General features: G+C 72.9%; 20 protein-coding genes. 16 read left to right on the forward strand and 4 right to left on the reverse strand.

Features of this window, described 5'->3' with window-relative positions:
• Positions 1–88 precede the first annotated feature (88 nt).
• Positions 89–997: a DMT family transporter gene (locus PV789_RS29295; protein ID WP_274975523.1), complete on the forward strand. Its 909-nt coding sequence runs from the start codon at positions 89–91 to the stop codon at positions 995–997.
• A gap of 27 nt (positions 998–1,024) precedes the next feature.
• On the opposite strand, the gene PV789_RS29300 is transcribed toward PV789_RS29295, so the two are convergent.
• Together PV789_RS29300 and PV789_RS29305 are read right to left on the reverse strand one after the other, a co-directional pair.
• Positions 1,025–2,248 carry a sensor histidine kinase gene (locus tag PV789_RS29300; RefSeq protein ID WP_274975524.1) on the reverse strand — a complete coding sequence of 408 codons (1,224 nt, stop codon included), beginning with the start codon at positions 2,246–2,248 and terminating at the stop codon, positions 1,025–1,027.
• Position 2,249: 1 nt separating this feature from the next.
• The gene (locus PV789_RS29305) at positions 2,250–2,906 is read right to left on the reverse strand and encodes a response regulator transcription factor (protein ID WP_274975525.1); all 657 of its coding nucleotides are present in this window, start codon (positions 2,904–2,906) and stop codon (positions 2,250–2,252) included.
• Positions 2,907–3,102: 196 nt separating this feature from the next.
• On the opposite strand from PV789_RS29305, the gene PV789_RS29310 reads away from it, so the two are divergent.
• From PV789_RS29310 to PV789_RS29370, 13 genes are all read left to right on the forward strand, one after another.
• Positions 3,103–3,624 carry a hypothetical protein gene (locus PV789_RS29310; RefSeq protein WP_274975526.1) on the forward strand — a complete coding sequence of 174 codons (522 nt, stop codon included), beginning with the start codon at positions 3,103–3,105 and terminating at the stop codon, positions 3,622–3,624.
• The gene (locus PV789_RS29315) at positions 3,621–4,754 is read left to right on the forward strand and encodes a peptidoglycan-binding protein (RefSeq protein ID WP_274975527.1); all 1,134 of its coding nucleotides are present in this window, start codon (positions 3,621–3,623) and stop codon (positions 4,752–4,754) included. The genes PV789_RS29310 and PV789_RS29315 overlap by 4 nt, the downstream gene beginning before the upstream one ends.
• Positions 4,751–5,533, forward strand: coding sequence for an ABC transporter ATP-binding protein (locus PV789_RS29320; protein WP_274975528.1), 783 nt, complete (start codon positions 4,751–4,753; stop codon positions 5,531–5,533). Before PV789_RS29315 ends, PV789_RS29320 begins: the two co-directional genes overlap by 4 nt.
• Before the next feature lie 155 nt (positions 5,534–5,688).
• On the forward strand, positions 5,689–6,921 hold the full coding sequence (locus PV789_RS29325; RefSeq protein ID WP_274978284.1) for an ABC transporter permease: 1,233 nt from the start codon (positions 5,689–5,691) through the stop codon (positions 6,919–6,921).
• 564 nt (positions 6,922–7,485) lie between these two features.
• The gene (locus tag PV789_RS29330; RefSeq protein ID WP_274975529.1) at positions 7,486–8,070 is read left to right on the forward strand and encodes a hypothetical protein; all 585 of its coding nucleotides are present in this window, start codon (positions 7,486–7,488) and stop codon (positions 8,068–8,070) included.
• Between the two features lie 107 nt (positions 8,071–8,177).
• The gene (locus PV789_RS29335; RefSeq protein ID WP_274975530.1) at positions 8,178–9,635 is read left to right on the forward strand and encodes a PepSY-associated TM helix domain-containing protein; all 1,458 of its coding nucleotides are present in this window, start codon (positions 8,178–8,180) and stop codon (positions 9,633–9,635) included.
• 144 nt (positions 9,636–9,779) lie between these two features.
• A complete protein-coding gene (locus PV789_RS29340; protein WP_274975531.1) occupies positions 9,780–10,169 on the forward strand; it encodes a hypothetical protein in 390 nt (129 codons plus the stop codon).
• Positions 10,159–11,763, forward strand: coding sequence for a sensor histidine kinase (locus PV789_RS29345; RefSeq protein WP_274975532.1), 1,605 nt, complete (start codon positions 10,159–10,161; stop codon positions 11,761–11,763). The genes PV789_RS29340 and PV789_RS29345 overlap by 11 nt, the downstream gene beginning before the upstream one ends.
• Positions 11,760–12,419, forward strand: a complete 660-nt coding sequence (locus PV789_RS29350) for a response regulator transcription factor (protein ID WP_013155784.1) — start codon at positions 11,760–11,762, stop codon at positions 12,417–12,419. Before PV789_RS29345 ends, PV789_RS29350 begins: the two co-directional genes overlap by 4 nt.
• Before the next feature lie 244 nt (positions 12,420–12,663).
• Positions 12,664–13,281 carry a DUF4956 domain-containing protein gene (locus PV789_RS29355; protein WP_274975533.1) on the forward strand — a complete coding sequence of 206 codons (618 nt, stop codon included), beginning with the start codon at positions 12,664–12,666 and terminating at the stop codon, positions 13,279–13,281.
• Positions 13,278–14,180, forward strand: a complete 903-nt coding sequence (locus tag PV789_RS29360; RefSeq protein WP_274975534.1) for a polyphosphate polymerase domain-containing protein — start codon at positions 13,278–13,280, stop codon at positions 14,178–14,180. Before PV789_RS29355 ends, PV789_RS29360 begins: the two co-directional genes overlap by 4 nt.
• Before the next feature lie 345 nt (positions 14,181–14,525).
• Positions 14,526–15,086 carry a hypothetical protein gene (locus PV789_RS29365; RefSeq protein ID WP_274975535.1) on the forward strand — a complete coding sequence of 187 codons (561 nt, stop codon included), beginning with the start codon at positions 14,526–14,528 and terminating at the stop codon, positions 15,084–15,086.
• 32 nt (positions 15,087–15,118) lie between these two features.
• Complete coding sequence (locus PV789_RS29370; RefSeq protein ID WP_274975536.1) at positions 15,119–16,018, forward strand: hypothetical protein; 900 nt, start codon at positions 15,119–15,121, stop codon at positions 16,016–16,018.
• Positions 16,019–16,201: 183 nt separating this feature from the next.
• Here PV789_RS29370 and PV789_RS29375 read toward each other — a convergent pair whose 3' ends face one another.
• Positions 16,202–18,250 carry a heavy metal translocating P-type ATPase gene (locus PV789_RS29375; RefSeq protein WP_274975537.1) on the reverse strand — a complete coding sequence of 683 codons (2,049 nt, stop codon included), beginning with the start codon at positions 18,248–18,250 and terminating at the stop codon, positions 16,202–16,204.
• 314 nt (positions 18,251–18,564) lie between these two features.
• Here PV789_RS29375 and PV789_RS29380 point away from each other — a divergent pair, with 314 nt between their 5' ends.
• Complete coding sequence (locus tag PV789_RS29380; RefSeq protein ID WP_274975538.1) at positions 18,565–19,077, forward strand: SRPBCC family protein; 513 nt, start codon at positions 18,565–18,567, stop codon at positions 19,075–19,077.
• 181 nt (positions 19,078–19,258) lie between these two features.
• Here the strand turns inward: PV789_RS29380 and PV789_RS29385 are convergent, their stop codons facing one another.
• Complete coding sequence (locus PV789_RS29385) at positions 19,259–20,023, reverse strand: phosphatase PAP2 family protein (RefSeq protein WP_274975539.1); 765 nt, start codon at positions 20,021–20,023, stop codon at positions 19,259–19,261.
• A 773-nt stretch (positions 20,024–20,796) separates the two neighbouring features.
• On the opposite strand from PV789_RS29385, the gene PV789_RS29390 reads away from it, so the two are divergent.
• Positions 20,797–21,474, forward strand: coding sequence for a GntR family transcriptional regulator (locus tag PV789_RS29390; protein WP_212642110.1), 678 nt, complete (start codon positions 20,797–20,799; stop codon positions 21,472–21,474).
• Positions 21,475–21,581 lie beyond the last annotated feature (107 nt).

Genomic DNA, 21,581 nt, shown 5'->3' on the forward strand with positions numbered 1-21,581 from the left:
TCCCCCGTGCGGCCGGAAAGCGCTCACCGGCCGCGGTTTTACGGCCCCCGCGGCGAACCGGGCCGGGGACGGCGGGATCATCGCTGTCATGGAATCAGGCGTGGTGTTGGGAATCGCGTTCGCGTTGCTCTCGTGTGCGGCCTACACGGCCGCCGCGGTGGCCCAGCGCAGGTTGGCGGTACGGGTGGCCGGGCCGCTCACCGGCGGTGGGCAGCTCGCGGCCCTGCTGCGGCACCCGCTGTGGTGGCTCTCGCTGCTGTTCAACGGGGGCCGGGCCGGTTTCCAGGTGGCGGCGGTGAGCAACGCGCCGCTGACCGTGGTGCAGCCGCTGGGCGTGCTGGTGCTGGTGTTCGGCATCCCGTGGTCGGCCCGGCTGGGCGGGCGCCGGGTCACCCGCGAGGAGTGGCGGGGGGCAGCGTTCACCTCGGTGGCGTTGGGCGTGCTGCTGGCGGTGACGGTGACCGGCGGTCAGGGCGGTGTCCTCGACGACACCGGATCGGTGGTGGTCGGCGGCGGGACGACCGCGCTCCTGCTGGCGGCCGCGTGGGCGGCGGGGCGGGTCCGCTCGGCGGCCTGGCGCAGCTACCTGCTGGCGGGCGCGGCGGGCGTGGCCTTCGGGGTCTCCTCCGCGACGGTCAAGACGGCGGTGGCGGTCGTCGGGGAGACCGGCGCGATCGGGCTGGTGCACGCGTCCTCGCTGGCCACGCCCGTGATCGCGGTGCTCGGACTGTTCCTGGCACAGGCCGCCTACCAGGGCATGGAACTGGGCGCCCCGCTGGGGATCACCACCTTCACCAACCCCGTCTCCGCCACCGTGGTGGGCGTGGCCTTCATGGGCGAGACCTACGCGGGCGGGTGGATCGGCGGCGCGGTCGCGGTGGTGTGCGCCCTGCTGGCGGCGTACGGGATCCGGCTGCTCACCGTTCCGCAGGGCCCGGCCTCCGAGCGGGAGCCGCGGCGGCGGGCGGAGTCCGGAAGCGTGGCCGGGGGGCGCTGAGCGGTCGGCGGCCCCGGCGGGCCGCACTCAGCCCCCCGCGGCCGGGAACCCGACCGTCACCACCAGCCCCCCGTCCGGGCGCGCGCGGGCCTCGGCCCGCGCGCCGTGGGCGGAGGCGATCGAGCGGACGATGGCCAGGCCCAGGCCGCTGCCGGGCCGCGCGGTGCGCACCCGGGCGGCGTCGCCCCGGTGGAAGGGCTCGAACAGGCTCTCGGGGTCGGTGACGTTCCCGCCGGTGTTGGCCACCCTCAACACGGTGCGTCCGGCCGCCGTGCGCACCCGCGCCTCGACCCATCCGCCCGGGACGTTGTAGTGGACCGCGTTGTCCACCAGGTTGCGCACGAGGTGCTCCAGGAGGACCGGGTCCCCCTCCACCTCGGCGGTCGCGAGGTCGGTCCGCAGGTCCACCCCGGCCTCCCGGGCGTCGCGCGCGAGCAGCGCCGAGGCGTTCTCCGCCGCCCCGGCCAGGTCCACCGGCTCGGTGCGGGCGAGGCCGCGGTCGGAGCGCGCGAGCAGGAGCAGCCCCGCGAGGAGGCGTTCGCTGCGGTCCACCGAGTCCAGCACGCGGGTGAACGCGGGCTTGAGGTCCTCGGGGACCCGTCCCTGTGACAGCGGTACCTCCACGGCGGCCTTCTGGACCGCCAGCGGGGTGCGCAGCTCGTGCGAGGCGTTGGCGACGAACCGCCGCTGCGCCTCGAAGGCCCGTTCCAGGCGGGAGAGCATCCCGTCGAAGGTGTCGCCCAGCTCCCGGAACTCGTCGTCGGGGCCGGTCAGCGCCAGCCTGCTGTGCAGGTCGCGCTCGGACAGGTGGCGGGCCGTCTCGGTGACCGCGTGCAGCCTGCGCATCGGCCTGCCCGCGATCAGCCATCCGGCCAGGGCCGCCAGGGCGGCGACGGCCACCAGCACGGCGACCGACGTGGTCAGCAGGTCGGAGAGCACGCCGTCCTGGTAGTCGCCCAGCGGGGTCGTCGGCCCGGACGCGCCCTCCACCTCCTGGAACGGCTCCGCGGAATCCACGGGCGCGGCGGGCCCGACGGCGATGGAGGGCTCCCCTCCGTCCTCCGAGGCGACGATGGTCGCGGCCAGGTCGACGCCCCGGGTCTCCAGGCTGGCGGAGACCATCGCGTAGTTGGCCCCGAGCAGCACCGCCCCGCCCGCGGCGAAGACCGCGGTGTAGACCAGGGTCAGCCTGGTGCGCAGGGTGAGTCCGGCCCTGGCCCCGTCGCCCTTCCCCCTTCTCGCGAACCGCATGTCAGACCCGGTACCCGTGGCCGGGGACGGTCCGGATCACCGGCGGGGCCCCGAGTTTGCGGCGCAGTCCGTGCACCACCACCTTGAGCACGCCGCTGAACGGGTCCAGGTGGGCGTCCCACACCTTCTCGACGAGGTGGGTCGTGCTCACCGGGGCGCCGTCCGCGCGCAGCAGCTCCTCCAGCACACCCAGTTCCTTGGGCGACAGGGAGAGCTCGCGGCCCTCGCGGAAGGCGGTGCGGCGGTTGGTGTCGACCACCAGCCCGGCCCGGGACAGCCGGGGGCGCGCGCCCGGCCGGGACCGGCGTCCCAGCGCGCGGACCCGCGCCAGCAGTTCCGCGTAGGCGAAGGGCTTGGCCAGGTAGTCGTCGGCGCCCAGGTCCAACCCCTCGACCCGGTCCTCCAGTCCTCCGGCCGCGGTGAGCATCAGCACGCGGGCCTCGACCCCGGGGTCCTCGACCAGCCGCAGGCACACCTGGTCGCCGTGCAGGACCGGCAGGTCCCGGTCCAGGACGACCACGTCGTAGTCGTGCACACAGGCCATCTCCAGGCCCGTGTCGCCGTCGTGGCACACGTCCACGGCCATGCCCTCCCCGCGCAGCCCCTCGGCGACGCTCTCGGCCAGCGCCGGTTCGTCCTCCACCACCAGGACCCTCATGCGTCCCCCTCGCTCACGGCCCGCACACCGTCGGCGGCGCCCGGACCAGCACTACCGCCCCGGCGGTTAGGCGGAGGTTAAACCGGCGGGACTCCGCGGCCCTAACCGGTGGCTAACCCGGACTCCGCTGACATGTGCCGTGACGACACGGAGGAGCGGTGCCGGACGGCATCCCCACGGAACAGGAGTGATCGACATGCGCGTGACTGCGGGCCCCCTCGTCGGGGCGGTACTGGCAGGGCTGCTGCTGACCGGATGCGGGGCCCCCGGCGGCGGGGAGTCCGGCGGTGGCGGCGCCGGAGGGGGCGAGGAGGCGTCCATGGAGGAGGCCAGGCTGGAGTTCGCCGAGTGCATGCGCGACAACGGCCATGAGATGCCCGACCCCGAGCCCGACTCCGGGGGCGGCGTCTCCATCGCCCTGCCCGAAGCCGACCGGGAGGGGTTCGAGGAGGCGATGGAGGCGTGCGAGGAGCATCTCCCGGTGGACGAGGACGCCCCCGACCGGGAGGAGGTGTTCGAGCAGGACCTGAAGATGGCCGAGTGCCTGCGGGAGAACGGGATCGACGTCCCCGACCCCAGGCCCGGTGAGAGCCTGACGCTGCCCGTGGACCCGGAGGACGACGAGCACACCGAGGCGTTGACCACCTGTTCCGAGGAGGTCTTCGGCGAGGGCGGCGGCTTCGGCGGCACCACCGGAGCCGGGGGAGGGAACTCGTGAGCGCGGACACCGCGCTCCTCCCCGAGAAGGAGGAGGGGGAGGAGGAGCGGCCGCGCCGCCGCCGCTGGCTCGGTCCGCTGTGGCTGGGCGCGGCGCTGCTCACCCTCGTGGTCCTGTGCGGCGTGGCGTGGGCGGCCGTGCGGGGGCTGCCGGAGGGCTCCCAGGACGGGGAGGCTCCCGGCCCCGGACCGACGGCGCGGGTCGAACGCACCACGCTGCTGCGTGAGGAGACCCTCGACGGCGCCCTGGGGTACGCGGGCGGGGGCACGTTCTTCGCCCGCTCCGACGGCGTGGTCACCCGGCTGCCCGCGGTGGGCTCCGAGCTGACCGCGGGCGACCTCGCCTGGGAGGTCGACGGCAGGCCCACGGTCCTGCTGCACGGGGACAGGCCCGCCTACCGGCCGCTGGCGGCGGGGAGCAGCGGCGAGGACGTGCGCCAGTTCGAGCAGGCGCTGGCCGATCTGGGCTACTCGGGCTTCACCGTGGACGACGAGTACACGTGGCTGACCGCCGGGGCCGTCCGGCGCTGGCAGGACGACACCGAGGGCATGGAGGTCACCGGCGAGGTGCACCCCTCCCAGATCTGGTACACGTCCGGTGCCGTGCGGGTGACCGGGCACGAGGTGGACGTCAGCGCGGGTGTCGCGCCCGCGACACCGCTGCTGACCACCAGTTCCACCCGCCAGGTCGTGCGCGTGGACCTGCCCGTCGACGACCGCGACCTGCTCACCGAGGACGCCGAGGTCACCGTCCAGCTTCCCGGCGGGGAGAGCGTCGCCGGGGTGGTGGAGAGCGTCGGCACCGTCGCCAGCGTCGAGGAGGGGGAGGAGGGCGGGGGCGGAGGCGACCCCACCGTGGAGGTGGTCATCGGCTTGGAGGAGGACGCCGCGGACTTCCTCGATCAGGCGCCGGTCACCGTGGTCGCCCGCGGGGAGTCGCGGGAGGACGTGCTGGCCGCGCCGGTGGGCGCGCTGATCGCGCTGCCGGGGGACCGCTACGGGCTGTCCGTGGTGGACGGCGACGGCACCGTGCGCGACGTGCCGGTGGAGACGGGCTGGTTCTCGGACGGCCGGGTGGAGGTCACGGGCGAGGGGATCGGCGAGGGCACCGAGGTGGTGGTCCCGGAATGAATGCCGCGGAGTTCACCGGGGTGAGCCGCCACTACCCCGGCGGTGTACGGGCCCTGGACGGGGTGGACATGGTCGTGGGCCGCGGGGAGATGCTGGCGATCGTGGGCCCCTCGGGCTCGGGCAAGTCCACCCTGCTCAACCTGCTCGGCACCCTGGACGCGCCGACCTCGGGCACGGTCCGCGTGTTCGGGCACGACGTGGGGTCCCTGCGCGACGACGGGCTGTCCGCGCTGCGGGCGCGCTCGATCGGGTTCGTCTTCCAGCAGTTCCACCTGGCGCCCAACGTGCGGGCCGTGGACAACGTGGCCGACGGCCTGCTGTACTCCGGCGCGTCCGGGCGCGAGCGCAGGCGGCGTGCGCTGGGAGCGCTGGAGCGCGTGGGGCTGGCCGACCGCGCCGACCACCGGCCGCACGAACTGTCCGGCGGGCAGAAGCAGCGCGTGGCGATCGCCCGCGCCGTGGCCTCCTCCCCCCGGATGCTGCTGGCCGACGAGCCGACCGGGGCGCTGGACTCGGCCTCGGGCGCGGTCGTGATGGAACTGCTCGGCGAACTGCACCGGGACGGGGTGACCGTCGTCGTGATCACGCACGACAGGGAGCTGGCATCGGGCCTGCCGAGGCGGGTGGAGGTGCACGACGGCCGGATCGTCGCCGACTCCGGGCCTCCGGCCCCGGCGGACGCGGGCGTCGGCGGCGCGGCGGGGACGGACGGCTCCGCGCGGACCCGCGACGCGGTGCGGACGGGCTCCGCCGGATCCCGGGCCGGGGAGGTCCGGTGAGGGGCCTGGACGGGAAGGGCGCGGCGGAGGCGCCGCGCGGAGGGGACGCGGAGAGGGAGCCGGACGGGGAGGGCTCGGAAAGGGGCCCGTGGACGCGGCGGCGCGGGCGGAGCCCGGTGAAGGATTCGCCTGCGTGGCGGCGCGGACGCGGCGCGGTGAAGGGTTCGTGGACGCGGCGGCGCGGGCGCGGCTCAGGCCCCAGACCGGCCAGGCTGTCCGTCGCCGACCGGCTGCGGACCGGGGCGAGCGGCCTGCGGGCCCGTCCGACCCGGGTGGTGCTGTCCGCCCTGGGCATCGCCATCGGGATCGCGGCCATGGTCGCGGTGGTGGGCGTCTCGGAGTCGGGCAGGGCCGAGTTGGACGCCCGGATCGGACGCCTGGGCACCAACATGCTGACCGTCGCCCCGGGCAGCGACCTGTTCGGCGGCACCACCACTCTCCCGCCCGAGGCCAAGGGCCGGATCGACCGCATGCCGGAGGTGGAGCGCTCCGCCCAGGTGGAGATGGTGAAGGGTGCGGGCGTCTACCGAAGCGACCTCATCCCCGAGGGCGAGTCCGGGGGGATCGCCGTGTACGGCGTGGAACCGGGGCTCCTGGACACCCTGCGCGCCCGTGTGGACCGGGGCGTGTGGCTGAACCCGGCCACCGCCGACCACCCGTCGGTGGTGCTGGGGCGGGACGCGGCCGCGAGGCTGGGCGTCACCCGGGTCACCCCGGACACCCTCGTGCTCGTCGGGGGCGAGTACTTCGCCGTCGTCGGCATCCTGGACGCGGTGGAACTGGCCCCCGAACTGGACAACGCGGTGCTGGTCGGCCAGGAGGCGGCCGAGGACCTGCTCGGCGCACGGGGCGAGGCCTCCACGATCTACGTGCGCCTGGACCCCGAGCGGGTCGCGGACGCGCGATCGCTGGTCGGGCGCAACGCCAATCCGGAGAGCCCCAACGAGGTGAAGGTGTCGCGCCCCTCGGACGCCCTGGAGGCGCAGCGGGCCGCCGACCAGACCCTCAACGGACTGCTGCTGGGACTGGGCGGGATCTCCCTGCTGGTGGGCGGGGTGGGGGTGGCCAACACCATGGTCATCTCGGTCCTGGAACGCCGCGGGGAGATCGGGCTGCGCCGGGCCCTGGGCGCCACGCGCCGCGACATCCGGACGCAGTTCCTGGTGGAGGCGGTCGTGCTCTCGGCCCTGGGCGGCGCGGCCGGGAGCGTGCTCGGCGTCCTGGCGACGCTGGTCTACGCGACCCTGCGGGGCTGGCCGTTCGCCGTGCCCTGGTGGGCGGGGGCGGGGGCCCTGGCGGCGACGGTCGTCATCGGCGCGGTGGCGGGCCTGGTGCCCGCGTTGCGCGCGGCGGCCCAGCAACCGACCGAGGCGCTCGGTTCCGCCTGATCCCGTGGTGCCGCCGTGGTGCCGCGCCCGACCGGAAGCAGCGGTCGGGCGCGGCCATTGCGTTGGCGGTGCGGGGCTGTCCACGGGCCGAGTTCCGTTGGCCTGAAGGTGACGAAACCCGTTGTGTCGCCGCTCGCGATTTCGTTGCGTTGTTTCGTCACCCGAAAACGCGTTCGGTTGTGGCCTGTCGGGAAGCTGCCCGGGGGCACCGAACGGCCGACCGGAGCGGTGCCCGCCGGGGTGCCCCGCCCCGGTGGCCGCGGTGGTCGTGCGGAGGCCGGTGGGCCCCAGGACCGAACGGCGCTGGGCGCTGGCCGACGACGGCCGGGCGGGCCCGGAGGTCGGCCCCGCGCCCGGCATACGCGGCGCGACCGACCGGGGCGCCCGCAGACGCGCGACCGCGCGTGCGGCAAAGCCTCCGGCACCCTCAGAAAGCGCCGACGCGCACGGCGCGATCGGGACGCGTCCCGGCGGAGACCGCGACCACGCGTGCGCGCGCTGTTATGGGAACGCTCCCAAAAGGGGGGATGGGCACCCTCGGGAATCTGGGAGATACTGACCGCCATGGCCGGTACGGTCCCGCTCCGACTGCCTCGCGCCACGGTGTTCGCCGCGGTGTGCACGGGCGTGTCCTCCACCGGCCACGTCCTGGCCTCCGGACACGCGGTGTCGCCGTTCGGCCTCGCGGCGGGGTTCGTGCTCGTCCTCGCCGTCGCCCACGGGCTCTTCCGCTCCGAGCAGCGCCTCGGCCCCCTCGTCGCGACGACGCTGTGGGGACAGGCCGCCCTGCACCTGCTGTTCGCGGTCGCCTCACCGGGCGGCTCCGCGTCGCACGGCGCCGACCACGCGGCCGGTTCCGGGGCGCTGGCCGGAGCCGGGGTCGGGGCGGACATGCTCCTCGCCCACGCCGCCGCCGGGGTGGTGTGCGCGTGGTGGCTGCGCCAGGGGGAACGGGCGGTCTTCGCCCTCGTCGACCTCGTGCGCTCCCTGTTCCGCCGCCTGCTGGTCCTCGCCTCGGCCCCCGCCCTCCCCGCGCGCCGCGGCCCCGCGCGGTTCCGCGGGCGCACGCCGCTCCGGCACGGCGTCGTACTCCTGTTCCTGCGGCACGTCCGGATCCTGCGCGGACCGCCCGCGGCCTTCCTGTTCTGAGCCACCCGCCGGCGCCGCCAGCGCCCGGCCTCCACCGACACGTCGGTGCCCCAGGCGTGCCCGCACCCCCGGGCCGCCCCCGAACCAGACCCAGGAAGGTCGCCCCCATGACGTCCCATGCCCCCGACCGGCTCGACTCCCCCGAGCCGCCTCCCCCTCCGAACAGCCGCTCCTCCGTCTGGGCGGCCCTGCGCCAACTCCTCCTACGCCTGCACTTCTACGCCGGAGTCCTCGTCGCGCCGTTCATCGCCGTGGCCGCCCTCACCGGACTGCTGTACGCGTACGCGCCGCAGCTGGAACAGGTGCTCTACGCCGACCAGCTCCGCGTCGCCCCCGGCGACAGCGCGCTGCCCCTCCAGGAACAGGTGGACACCGCGGTCGCCGCCCATCCCGAGGGAACGCTGAGCGCCGTGCGCCCGGGCACGGCCCCCGACGAGAGCACCCGCGTCCTGCTGGACGTGGAGGGGCTCCCCGAGAGCTACCGGCTCGCCGTCTTCGTCGATCCCTACAGCGGTGAACTCCTCGGAGAGACGACCAGCTACGGCAGCAGCGGCGCGCTGCCCGTACGGTCGTGGCTGTCCGAACTCCACCGCCACCTGCACCTGGGAGAGTTCGGCCGCCTGTACGGCGAACTCGCCGCGAGCTGGCTGTGGGTGGTCGCGCTGGGCGGGGTCGTGCTGTGGACCGCGCGCCGGCGCAAGGCCAGTCGTCTGCGCCGCACCCTGCTGCCCGAGCCCTCCGCCAAGGGACGGAACCGGACCATGTCCTGGCACGGGTCGCTCGGCATCTGGGCCGTGGTCGGCCTGCTGATGGTGTCCGCCACCGGGCTGACCTGGTCCCGGTTCGCCGGGGCCAACGTCACCGACATGCGGGTGGCCCTCGGCTGGACCACGCCGTCGCTGTCGGCGCCCGCCCCGTCGGAGCACGCGGACCACGAGGAGCAGTCGGGCCACGGGGACCACGGCGGGCACGGCGACCACGCGGACCACGGCTCGGCCGGGCAGGACGTGGACCTGGACACGGTCCTGGAGTCGGTGCACGCCGCGGGGATCGACGGTCCGATGGAGATCTCGGTGCCCGTGGAGGAGGGCGCTCCCTTCACCGTCCAGGGAACCGGGCGGAGCTGGCCCGTGCACCAGGACGCGGCGGCCGTGGACGCGACGAGCGGCGAGGTGGTCGAGGAGCTGCGGTTCGATGACCACCCCTTCGTGGCCAAGCTGGCCACGTGGGGGATCGCCTTCCACATGGGCCTGCTGTTCGGCCTGCCGAACCAGCTCCTGCTGACGGGGATCGCTCTCTCCGCACTGTTCCTCGTGTTCTGGGGCTATCGGATGTGGTGGCTGCGCCGCCCGACCCGGGACACCGCGTTCGCCATGGGACGGCCGCTCGCCCCGCGCGGGACCTGGCGCGGGCTGCCGTGGTGGTGCCTGGCCCTGGTCGCCGCGGCGGCGGTGGGCGTCGGCCTGTTCCTGCCGGTGTTCGGGGTCTCCCTGCTGGCCTTCCTCGTGGTGGACGCGGCCCTGGGCCTGCGGCGCACGCGCCCGGAGTCAGTACCCAAGCCGTAACCGCGCCGCCGGGGCCGGACGCGCCCGCCGCGTCCGGCCCCGGCGGGCCCGCCGTTCCGCGCCGGACCGCCGACGGGCGTGGATGAAGAATTCCTCATGTTCGTTTCATCTCGTATTCCCCCGCGCCCGGAAGGCTCGGGGAGTATGAGATCACCACTGTTGTTGCTGTTAGCGGGCACCGTCGCGGCCTTCCTGGTCGCGGGGACGGTCCTGGTGTGGGCGATGCCCGAGCGCACCCCGGACACCGCCTCCCCGGGTGAGGTGGTGGTCGGGGAGTCCCCCGGCGCCAGCCCCGCCCCTCCCTCCGACGAGGACGTCGTCCCTCCCCCGCCGCCGATCACCGACCACGACGGCGACGGGACCCCCGACGCGGAGGACCCCGACCACTCCGGGTCGTCGGGCGAGCCCTCGTCGTCCCCCTCCGCGACCCCGAGTCAGGCCCCCGCTCCCACCTGCGGTGACGGCAGCGGCGATGATGATGACGACGACTGCGACGATGACGACGACTACGAGGGCGGCGACGATGACGACTGAGGGTCGTTACGACGGGGACGCCCCGACCGAGGACCTCAGCGGCGTGGCCGGCGGGAACACCTGGGGTGCGTCGGCGCACACCGACATGAACTCCACCATGGTCCTGAGGGGACCCCAGCCGGAGGTGCCGCAGAAGCGGCGCGTCCCCGCCAGACTCCTCATCATGGCCTGGGTCGTCCTGCTGATGGCCGCCGTCCTCGTCCTGGTCAACATCCTCACCTGGAGCGCGCTCACCGCGCGCAACGACGAGCGCGTGGACAGGGCCCTGTCCCAGGAGATCGGCGAGTTCCAGGAGTTCGCCGCCGTGGGCGTGGACCCGAACACGGGTGAGCCCTTCACCGACGTCTCCACCCTCATCCGGCTCCACCTGGCCCGCCAGTACCCCGACCGGGCCGAGATCCTGTTCGGCTGGGTGGAGGAGTCGGCCTCCGGCGGAGGCGCTGGCGGCGCCCCGGACGCCGGGGCCCAGCCCGGACGCATCCGCCAGGGCCAGGAGCCGCCCTTCGACGTGTCCGCGGATCCCGCGATGGTCACGGAGGTGCTGGAGGCGTCCAGCGCACGCGGAACCCTGGACACCCCCGCCGGTCCGATGCGGTGGGAGAAGATCCGCGCCCTGCCCCCGGGCGGCGGCACCGACGCCGCGGGCGCGGGATGGTTCGTCATCGGCTACTTCACCGAGGCCGACGAGGACACGGTCACCTCCACCACGCAGACGATCGCGCTGGTCAGCCTGGCCGGGCTGATCGCGGCGAGCACCGCGGCCTGGTGGGTGGCGGGCCGCTTCCTGGCGCCCGTGCGCCTGGTCCGGCAGACGGCCGCGCACATCACCGAGGAGGACCTGACCCGGCGCATCGACGTGTCCGGGCGGGACGACATCGCCGCGCTCGCCGAACAGTTCAACAGCATGCTGGACCGGTTGGAGGGCGCCTTCACCGCCCAGCGGCAGTTCGTGGACGACGCCGGGCACGAGCTGCGCACGCCCATCACCATCGTGCGAGGCCACCTGGAGCTGATGGGCGACGACCCCGAGGAGCGGCGCGAGGTCGTGCGCCTGGTCACCGACGAGCTGGACCGGATGAGCCGGATCGTGGAGGACCTGCTGCTGCTCGCCAAGGCCCAGCAGCCCGACTTCCTGCGCGAGGAGGAGGTGTCCCTGGCCGAGCTGACCAGCGACATCGACGCCAAGGTGCGCAGGCTCGGCGACCGCGACTGGCGCCTGGAGTCGCTGGCCGAGGGGGTCGCCCGCCTCGACCCGCAGCGCGTCACGCAGGCCGTGGTGCAGTTGGCCGCCAACGCGGTGCGGCACACCGAGCCGGGGTCGACGCTGCGCGTGGGCTCGGGGTTCAGCGGCGACGACGTGCTGTTCTGGGTCTCCGACCAGGGGCCCGGCATCCCGGCCGAGGAGCACGGCCGGATCTTCGAGCGCTTCTCGCGGGGCAGCGGGGCGGCCAGGGGGGACCGGGGCGCCGGTCTGGGCCTGGCCATCGTCCGGGCCATCGCCGAGGCCCATCACGGGCGGGTGGACCTGCGTTCCGCGCCGGGCGCCGGTTCGACGTTCACCCTCGTCATCCCCACCGGAAAGAGGTACGTGTGAGTCGCATCCTCATCGTCGAGGACGAGGAGCGGATCGCCTCGTTCGTCCGCAAGGGCCTGGACGCCAGCGGGTTCACCACCACCGTGGTGGGCACGGGGGCGGAGGCCGTGGACTACGCGGTGACCGGCGGGTTCGACCTGATGCTGCTGGACCTGGGCCTGCCGGACACCGACGGGTTCGACGTGCTGCGGCGCGTGCGCTCGCTGGGCGTGGACATACCCGTGGTCATCCTGACCGCGCGCGACGGCGTGCGGGACACGGTGACGGGCCTGGAGATCGGGGCCGACGACTACGTCACCAAACCGTTCCGGTTCGAGGAGCTGCTGGCCCGGGTGCGGCTGCGGATGCGCAACGAGCGCCCCACCGAGCTGACGGTGCTGCGCGCGGGCGGCCTGGCCCTGGACCTGCGCACGCGGCGGGTGGCGGTGGAGGGGACGTCCGTGGACCTGACCGCGCGCGAGTTCTCCCTGCTGGAGCTGCTGATGCGCCACCCGGGCCAGGTGCTCACCAGGCAGCAGATGCTGTCTCACGTGTGGGGCTACGACTACGACCCCGGGTCGAACGTGGTGGACGTGTTCGTGCGGGCGCTGCGCCGCAAGGTGGGCGCGGAGCGGATCGTGACCGTGCGCGGGATGGGTTACCGGTTGACCGGGTGAAACGGGTGGCTCGCAGCGGCCCGGTGTGACCCCGGATGGCCGGTGTGACACCGGATGACCGGCGTGTTCCGGGGAGGCAGGGCCCCGGTGTGCGGCGGGCGATGTCCCGGTGACGAGGGGGCGGAGGTGTCGGTGACGCCTCCGCCCCCTCGCCTGTGTCGCGGATGACCGGCGCATGACAAACATGAGGGTTCCCTCATCCACTCCTCATGGGTTCCTCACCGCCCGTCCAGAGGATGAACACATGTTCTGGTTCGCACTGGCGGTCAACACGACCGCGATCATCGTCCTGTCGTACGCCATCTACTTCCGCCGCCACGGGCGGCGCGACCTGCTGCTGGCCTACGTGGCGCTCAACACCGGCATCTTCGCCGTGGTGTCCATGCTGACCAACCAGGAGGTCGGCCTGGCGGTCGGCTTCGGTCTGTTCGGCGTGCTGTCGATCCTGCGCCTGCGGTCGGACCTCATCAGCCAGGGGGAGATCGGCTACTACTTCACGGCGATCGCCCTGGGGCTGGTCAACGCGGTGGCGGCCCCGATGCCCTGGGTGCTGCTGGGCCTCAACGCCCTGCTGCTCACCGGCATGTACGCGGCCGACCACCCGCGCCTGCTCTCGCGGCACGAGCGCCGCATCCTGACCCTGGACGTGGTGCACGAGGACCCCGTGGCGCTGCGCCAGGACCTGGAGGCGCGGCTGCGCGGCCGGGTCACGAAGATCGAGGTCACCGAGGTCGACTACGTGCGCGACCTGATGATCGTGGACGTGCGGTTCCGGGCGCCCCGGATCGTGTCGGCCCCCGGCTCCGGACGCGGGTTCGGACAGGGCTTCACCTCCGTGGCGGGACGGACGGGACGCCGATGAGCACAGCCGTCCTCGCCCCCGCGCAAGCCCTCGTCACCGTGGAGACACCCATGACCCTGGACGCCCTGAGACCCGTGGAAACGCCCGCTCCGCCGGACGTTCCCTCCCCGGTCCTCGCGGGGCTGCGCCCGATGTCGCTCGCCGAGATCAACGAGCGCGCCGCCCTGGTGACCCGGACCTGCCGCAAGTACCTGGTGCCCGTCGAGCTGCTGGAACCGCTGTTCGCGTCCGCCGGGGAGCGGTTCGGGGTGCTGACCATCGACGGGCAGCGGGACTTCCGGTACTCGTCCACCTACTTCGACACCCCCGACCTGCGGACCTTCCACGACCACCGGCAGGGGCGGCGGGTGCGCTTCAAGGCCCGGACGCGCACGTACGTGGACACGGGAACGCGCATGTTCGAGATCAAGCTCAAGGGCGCGCGCGGGATCACCGACAAGACGCGGATCGCCTACACGGGGCCGCCGGACCGGATGACCCCCGAGGCCCGGCGCTTCCTGGACGACACCCTGGTCTCGTACGGCATCGAGGCGCCGGACGTGCTGAGGGCCAGCGCGGTGACCGACTACCGGCGCACGACGGTGGTGGCCTTCTCGGGTGAGGAACGGGTGACGGTGGACACCGGCCTGGTCGGCTACCGGGCGGGCTGGTCGGTGCGGATGCGCCCGGAGGCGGTGCTGCTGGAGATCAAGACGCGCGGCGGGCTCACCGCGACCGAGCGCAGGCTGCACGAGCACGGGGTCCGGGAGGCGCGGTTCACCAAGTACGGGGCGACGGTGGCCGCGCTGGAGACCCGGCTACGGGGCAACCGGTGGCACCGGGCGATGGGCGCGTGCCTGGACCACCCGGCGCCGTGCACCCTGGAGCGGGCGCGGGTGGGGGCAGCGCCCGTTCGCTGACCGGCCGCCGCGGGCGCGGGAACCCACCGCGCCCGGCCCTGGCCGGTTCGGCCGAGGCCGCCCGAACACCTCGTGCGCGAATACTTTCAATTCCGGCATGAGGGATTTTTTGGATAGGGCCAGCAGTTAACGCTGGCCCCTTTTTCATGCCCTCTGAACTGGCATGACAGGAGACAAGGGAACTTTTCCCGGCCGTTTCGCGGAAAAAGTAATCCGCCCGAACATGCGTGCCCTAATCTGGCTGCGACCACACAACTGAACCCACACGATGACCCCGCAACGGTTAACAGCCGTTCGGGGCCGCGGCCAGCAACTTCCACCTCTTTAGACACAAGGATTGCCAGCATGCGCCAGTTTAGCGCTGCCCTTCTCATCCGTGCCATCGGCCCGCTGATCGCCTTCCTCTCCGCACCCTGCGGACGCCATTCCACGGTGGCCGGTCGCCGCCGACGCCGGTCCACCCGCGTGCGACGCTACGTCCCCGCCCCTCCCCCGGCGCCGCTTCCACCTCCCCGCCTGGCCCCGCCCAGCACGTCTTTTCCGGCCGAGGGCATCGCCCTGGTCAGGCCCTACTTCGCCGCCCACGAGCGCTCACGCGCCGCTGTGCCCGTCACCCGCGCGCCCCGCGTCCCGGCACCCCGTGTTCCCGGACTCCGAACCTCCGCCGCGCCCCGGGGCCCCGGACTCGCCTCCGAGACGGAGGAGGTCCGGCGCGCGTTCGCCCTCGCCGTGGAACGCGCCGCCGCCCTGCGCCAGCAGTGGAAGGACGATCCCGGCGGCGACCTGCTCGGTGAGCCCGCGCCCCGTTCCGGGGTGGTCAGGGCCGCCGGACCCCGGGAGCGGTACGTGCTCTCCGGCCTGCCGCACACCCGGCTCGACCGACAGCGCCAGGCCGCACCCGCGTGACTTCAACCCCGACAGCACCGACAAGGAGACGTATGCCCAGCCGAGCCCATGAGATCCCACTACGGATCATCCAGAACCAACCAGCCCTGGCCTCAGTGCTGCTCAAGGAGTCCTTTGGATTCGATGTCCCCCACCACACCGAGGCGCTGCCCACCACTTCGGTTCTCACCAACTGTGACCCGAAGGAACTCAACAGCGACGGAGCCACACTGCTCCGCGACGGGACCCGCAACGTGCTGGCGGTCGTCGTGGAACGCCAGCACGACCGGGACAAGGAGAAGCGGGCGAGTTGGCCCGCCTACCTGGTCAACCTGCACGTCCGCCTGGAGTGCCCCGCCGTGCTCGTGGTCCTGTGCCCCGACGACGCGATGGCGCGCTGGTGCGCCAAGCCCATCAGCATCGGCCATCCCGGCTTCGTGCTGAGGCCGTTGGTGATCGGTCCGGGTAACACTCCCGTCGTCACCGATGTGGAGCAGGCACGCGCGATGCCCGAACTCGCGGTGCTGTCGGCCTACGCCCACGGGGACACCGACCCGCGCACCCTGAAAACGGTGGTGGAGGCACTTGACTCCACCGCTCCGAAGAACCGCACGTTCTACTATGACTACGTACTGGCCGGTCTTCAGGAGGCCGCCCGGAAGGAGTTGGAGGGCTTGATGGCCTTGGACACCTACAAGTGGCAGAGCGACTTCGCCCGCAAGTACGTCGGTATGGGCCGGGAAGAAGGCCGCGCAGAGGGCCGCGAAGAGGGCCGCGAAGAGGGCCGTGCGGCCGAGGCCGCGAACAGCGTCCTGCTCTTCCTCGACGCACGCGGTCTGACCGTCTCCGACGAGGTCCGCCAGCGCGTCGAAGCCTGCACCGACCTGGAGACCCTGCGGACGTGGATCCGTCGCGCCGGCGAGGTCGAGCGCGCGGAGGACATCTTCGGCTGACACGCCCGCGACCAGCTCAAAGGTTTCACGTGAAACCTCGCTGAGCTGCGGGAACGAGGTAGCCACCGTCCCGTATCCGATCGGGACGGTGGCCTGTCGCGATGTCCCTCCCGCTACCGGAGGGGCGCCGCGATCTCCAGAGATTACCGGGTCCGATCCCGCCGTCGACGGGACCTTCGCCCCTCAGGAGGAGGCGCTCAGGTCCACCCGGCGCAGGAGTTGGGCGTTGAGCGCCACGATGATCGTGGACAGGCTCATCAGCACCGCTCCCACGGCCGGGGCGAGCACGATCCCGACCGGTGCCAGCACCCCGGCGGCCAGCGGGACGGCGACGACGTTGTATCCGGCGGCCCACACGAGGTTCTGCACCATCTTGCGGTAACCGGCCGCCGACAGCTCGCGGACCGCCACCACGCCGCGCGGGTCGTCCGAGGCCAGCACGACCCCGGCGGACCCGATCGCCACGTCGGTGCCCGCGCCGATCGCGATGCCGACGTCCGCCCTGGCCAGGGCGGGCGCGTCGTTCACACCGTCACCGACCATCGCCACCCGGTTCCCCCTCGACTGGAGGTCGCGGACCACGGCGTCCTTCTGGTCGGGCAGGACCTGGGCGAAGACCTCGTCGAGGCCGAGCCGCTCGGCCACGGCGTCGGCCACGTTGCGGGCGTCGCCGGTCACCATCGCGACGCGCACACCCCGCTCCTGGAGCCGCCGGACGGCCGCGGCCGACTCGGGGCGGACCTCGTCGGCCAGCGCCAGGGCACCGGCCACCTCGCCGTCCACGAGCACGTGCAGCACCGTCGCGCCGCGCTCACGCCAGGGCCCGGTGCGTCCGGCCAGGTCGTCCGGCTCGGTGAGACCGAGCGACTCCAGCAGGGACGGGCCGCCCACGTGCACGTCGGAGCCCTCGACCGAGGCGCGGACACCGCGTCCGGTCAGCGACCGGAAGCCGGTGGCGGCGGGTACCGCACCCGCCTCCCACGCCGCCCGGACGATCGCCCTGGCGAGCGGGTGCTCGGAGTCGGCCTCGACCGCACCGGCCAGGGCCACCATCCGCTCGGAGGTGTGCCCGGAGGCGGCGGCGGTGCCGGTGACGGCGGGGGCGCCCCTGGTCAGGGTGCCGGTCTTGTCGAAGAGCACGGTGTCCACGAGGCGGGTCCGCTCCAAGGCCATGCGGTCCTTGACCAGGATGCCGTTGCGGGCGGAGACGGCCGTGGAGATCGCGATGACCAGCGGGATCGCCAGCCCCAGGGCGTGCGGGCAGGCGATGACCAGGACGGTCACGGTGCGTTCGACGGCCTCGGTGGCCTCACCGAGCAGGGTCCACACGGCGGCCGTGAGCACGGCGGCGACCAGGGCGAACCAGAACAGGAGGGCGGCGGCCCGGTCGGCGAGCGCCTGCGAGCGCGAACGGGACTCCTGCGCCTCGCTGACGAGCCGCTGGATACCGGCCAGTGCGGTGTCCTCGCCGACGGCGTCGACGCGGACCCGGACTGAGGAGTCGGTGGCGACGGTCCCGGCGACGACGCGGTCGCCCTCGGAGCGGGTGACCGTACGGGACTCGCCGGTGATCATCGACTCGTCCATGGCGGCGCCGCCCCCGACCACGGTGCCGTCGGCGGGAACGCGCCCGCCGGAGCGGACCAGGACGGTGTCGCCGGTGCGCAGGTCGGCGAGGCCCACCTCCTCGATCCCCCCGTCGGCGCCGACCCTCTCGGCGCGGTCGGGCAGGAGCGCGGCCAGGGCCTCCAGGGCGCCGGACGCCTGGCCGAGGGCGCGCATCTCCAGCCAGTGGCCGAGGAGCATGACCACGACCAGCAGGACCAGCTCCCACCAGAAGTCGAGTTCCATGCCCACCACGCCGAACGTGGCGAGCACGCTGGAGCCGAAGGCGACGGTGATCGCCATGGCGACCAGGGTCATCATGCCGGGCCTGCGCTCGCGGAGCTCGCCGACGACGCCGGAGAGGAAGGGCCAGCCGCCGTAGAGGTAGACGACGGTGCCGAGTACCGGCGGCACCCAGGTCAGCGCGGAGGGAACCTGGTAGCCGAGCCAGCCGGAGATCATGTGGCTGGTGAGAACCACGGGAACACTGAGTAGCAGGCTCCACCAGAAGCGGGTCCGGAACATCGCGGCGTGGTCCCCGTGGCCGCCGTGCCCCCCGTGACCGGCGTGCTCACCGTGTCCCGGGGCGTCTCCGTGGCCGTGCGGTCCGTGTTCACCTGCGGTCATGTCGTTCTCCCCCTCACTCTCGCAATATACCCCTCAGGGGTATCTAAGGGACAGAGGTCCACCCCGTCGGCGTGTCACTACAAGCAATATACCCCTCAGGGGTATTCCCACAAGGGATGACGGCTCATTCCCCGTTCCGGAACCGGGGTCTTCCGCCACGGTCCCGCCCCGCCTCCGCCGGAGGGATCGGAGTCGTCCGCGCCCGACCCCGGGTCCGGGTGTCCCGCACAGCGCTACCCCGCACGACGCCCCCGCACGGGTTCCCTCCGGGAGCGCCGGGGTAGGCCGATGCCGAGTGGACCTGGAGGAACACCATGGCCGGACGCGAGATCGACGAACGCGGGCTCCTGAGCGGCCCGCACACCACCGAACGCCCCCGTGCCACGAGCACGGCGGTCTACACGGCCCACTTCGACGCGCCGCCCGACCGGGTGTTCGCGTTCTGCACGAGCCGGTCGGGACTGGAGGAGTCCATGCCCGGCGGGGTACGCGTCCTGCGCTGGCCCGAGGCGGGCTTCGCCGTGGGCGAGACGATGGTGATGCGCTGGCGCCTGGCCGGACTCCTCCCCGTGCGCTGGGTCGGCGTCATCGACTCCTTCGAGGAGGGCGACCACTTCACCGACCTCCAACTGCGCGGCATGTTCCGGTACTTCCGGCACACGCACACGACAGCACCCGAGGGGGCCGGGACCGCCTACACGGACCGGGTGGAATTCGCCAGCCTCTTCGGTCCCGTTGTGGACAGAACCGTACTAAGGTTTGTGATGGACCGGATGTTCCTGCAACGTCTGGCCCGCATGCGGGAACTGGTGGAGGCCGGGGCCTGACCGCGGGGAGCCCTCACGGCTCCCCCACGTCGGTTCCACGGACCCGCCAGCGCCCCCACCAGCACGTACGCGGTGCGTCGGCGCATCCGGCCCCGTCCCGGACGGGCGTCGGGACCGCGGACGAGCGCGGCGCCCGCCGGACCAGGTCCGACGGGCGCGGTGCCACGGCTGGGAGAGCGGCTCAGTCCCTCGCGGGAAGTGCGCCGTCCCCCTCGCCGTACCAGGGCCACCACTGCGTGGTGCGCCCGGACGGGATCATCCGGTCCAGCCGGATGGTCACCCTCAGTGCGAAACCGCCCGCGACCATCCCCGCCATCAGATCCGTGAACCAGTGGAAGTGCAGGTAGATCGAGACGATGGACTGGAGCAGGGCGATGGCGACGATGCAGTACGCCAGGCGCCGGATGATGTGCGGCCGGGCCGCCCCGAACCGGATGATCAGGAAGAGCACCAGGCCGTAGATGAGGATCGCGTTCGCCCCGTGGCCGGACGGGAAGGCCACGTTGCCCGGGCCCATGAAGAAGTCGGGGTTGAACTCCTTGGCGTGCCCGCGGTTGATGGCCAGCTTCATCACCGACACCAGGGACATCATCCCCACCACGCCGACCGCGCCCAGCACGATCGGACGCCAGCTGCGATGCCAGTAGGCCAGTTGGAGCGCGGTGACGCCCAGGACCGGCAGCGCGACCGCACGGGAGGCGACGGTGTCCGGCCACAGGATCATGGGCTCGCGGAGCGTGTCCCAGTAGGGCCGGGGCAGCTCGTTCAGGAAGTTGTCGACCGGGTGCAGCGGCCCCGCGGCCAGCATCGTCATGACGAGCAGCGCCACGGCGAGCATGATGGCGATGCGGTCCGACGCGATTCCCCACGCGATCTCGCTCACACTGGGCCATCGGACCGGGCGCACGACGGGCCGCCCAGGGTCGTACACGGTGGTACGCACCATGGGGATCGGCCCGCTGTAGGGTCCCGGGAGCGGTGTCGCCCGCTCTTGCCTGTCGTGTGGCTCGGTCAACTGCCTCGCCCGTGGATGTCGTCGTGTCCTCGAAGAGTGCGTCATGTGCTCAGTGCTGTCTCACACGTCGTGGGCTTGCCTGTGGCACTTGTGAAGCGTGGGGGACGGGCTAGCCGTGGTTACTGGAACTGATCTGACGTCCTCAGCGCCGACTCGGAGTGGACATGACGGAGAGTTCACTACTCTCCGCCCACTCCATTCGACGGCCGGTCCTTCGGGCTGGTTCACTACGTCGTGACCGGCCTCTGGGCAGGATCGGCGTCCGAGGAACAAGGGGTGTCGACCGTGGCGTCTACGGTGCGCCGTGTGCTCGGCCCGGACCAGTCGGCGCGGACCGCTTGAGCGCGGATGAAGGCGGCGCAGGTCAGCGCGCCTCATCGAACTCCTCGTCGTTACGTGCGTCACGCTCCGTACAGCTTTGTGTGAATATTGCCGACAGATGAGCCTACCCGGCCAGCTCCCCCCGTCGGTGGTGTGGTGGCCCACGTGCGTTCGCCGCCACCTCGGACTTTGCCCCACGCCCCGACACTGGACGTTGGCGGTTCACCGCCATGCGACCTGTTCGTGAGCCTTCTGTTAGCGGTTCGAGGCCTGCTGTCCGGTTGACCCGCGGGTGTGTGGCACTCTTCAGAGAGCTTGTACGACGCTGAGCGAGCCGGTCCGCGCACGGGCCGTGTGCTGGACGTGGAACGGAAGGGCCCTGGATGGTCGACCTGCCCCAGTTGCCGGATGATCCCTCGAAGCTGGCCCGTGAGCCGCTCAGGGAGCAGATCCGGCAGGTACTGGTCGAGGGTTTGCTGTCCGGTCGCTGGCAGCCAGGCGAGCGGATCGTGGAACGCCGCGTCGCCACGGAGCTGCGGGTGAGCCAGGCCCCGGTGCGCGAGGCGCTGCGCGAGCTGGAGACCCTGCGCCTGATCGAGACCGTCCCCAACAAGGGCGCCCGGGTGCGGGCCTTCGGCGTCCAGGACATGGCGGAGATCTACCCCGTGCGCGCCGGACTGGAGCTGGTCGCGGCGCAGTTGGCCGCGCCCCGGCTGGCCGACGACCCCTCCCCCCTGGAGCGGGAGGTGGAGGCGCTCCAGCGGGCGACCGCCCAGGGCGACGTGTCCGAGCAGATCCGGCACAGCGTGGAGTTCCACCGCGAGGTCGTGCGCGCCGCCCGCAACAGCGTGCTGCTGCACACCTGGGAGTCGCTGGGCGTGGAGGTGTGGACCGCGCTGTCGGTGCGCTGGCTGAACATGGAGCTGCACGCCAAGGCCGCCGACCACGCCCAGATCACGCGCGCCTTCGTCGAGGGCGACCCCGCGGTGGGGCAGATGCTCAGCGACCACGTGCTCAACTACGTGGAGGCCGCGCTGAAGTCCCACGAGAGCGCCCGCTGACCCATGGCCCCGGGGCCGCCCGACGCCGCTGTTCCACCAGAGCGCGGTGACCTGCCCCGTCGCATCGAAACCGGACCTTCTGGCATAGAGTTGTATTGATCGATCAT

It is taken from the genome of Nocardiopsis camelliae (assembly GCF_028993595.1).
Lineage (GTDB): Bacteria > Actinomycetota > Actinomycetes > Streptosporangiales > Streptosporangiaceae > Nocardiopsis > Nocardiopsis dassonvillei.

Coding starts and splice junctions, on each gene's coding strand:
- PV789_RS29295 (WP_274975523.1), top strand. CDS start 89: ATGGAATCAGGCGTGGTGTTGGGAATCGCGTTCGCGTTGCTCTCGTGT.
- PV789_RS29300 (WP_274975524.1), bottom strand. CDS start 2,248: ATGCGGTTCGCGAGAAGGGGGAAGGGCGACGGGGCCAGGGCCGGACTC.
- PV789_RS29305 (WP_274975525.1), bottom strand. CDS start 2,906: ATGAGGGTCCTGGTGGTGGAGGACGAACCGGCGCTGGCCGAGAGCGTC.
- PV789_RS29310 (WP_274975526.1), top strand. CDS start 3,103: ATGCGCGTGACTGCGGGCCCCCTCGTCGGGGCGGTACTGGCAGGGCTG.
- PV789_RS29320 (WP_274975528.1), top strand. CDS start 4,751: ATGAATGCCGCGGAGTTCACCGGGGTGAGCCGCCACTACCCCGGCGGT.
- PV789_RS29330 (WP_274975529.1), top strand. CDS start 7,486: ATGGCCGGTACGGTCCCGCTCCGACTGCCTCGCGCCACGGTGTTCGCC.
- PV789_RS29335 (WP_274975530.1), top strand. CDS start 8,178: ATGACGTCCCATGCCCCCGACCGGCTCGACTCCCCCGAGCCGCCTCCC.
- PV789_RS29340 (WP_274975531.1), top strand. CDS start 9,780: ATGAGATCACCACTGTTGTTGCTGTTAGCGGGCACCGTCGCGGCCTTC.
- PV789_RS29345 (WP_274975532.1), top strand. CDS start 10,159: ATGACGACTGAGGGTCGTTACGACGGGGACGCCCCGACCGAGGACCTC.
- PV789_RS29355 (WP_274975533.1), top strand. CDS start 12,664: ATGTTCTGGTTCGCACTGGCGGTCAACACGACCGCGATCATCGTCCTG.
- PV789_RS29360 (WP_274975534.1), top strand. CDS start 13,278: ATGAGCACAGCCGTCCTCGCCCCCGCGCAAGCCCTCGTCACCGTGGAG.
- PV789_RS29365 (WP_274975535.1), top strand. CDS start 14,526: ATGCGCCAGTTTAGCGCTGCCCTTCTCATCCGTGCCATCGGCCCGCTG.
- PV789_RS29370 (WP_274975536.1), top strand. CDS start 15,119: ATGCCCAGCCGAGCCCATGAGATCCCACTACGGATCATCCAGAACCAA.
- PV789_RS29375 (WP_274975537.1), bottom strand. CDS start 18,250: ATGACCGCAGGTGAACACGGACCGCACGGCCACGGAGACGCCCCGGGA.
- PV789_RS29380 (WP_274975538.1), top strand. CDS start 18,565: ATGGCCGGACGCGAGATCGACGAACGCGGGCTCCTGAGCGGCCCGCAC.
- PV789_RS29385 (WP_274975539.1), bottom strand. CDS start 20,023: ATGGTGCGTACCACCGTGTACGACCCTGGGCGGCCCGTCGTGCGCCCG.
- PV789_RS29390 (WP_212642110.1), top strand. CDS start 20,797: ATGGTCGACCTGCCCCAGTTGCCGGATGATCCCTCGAAGCTGGCCCGT.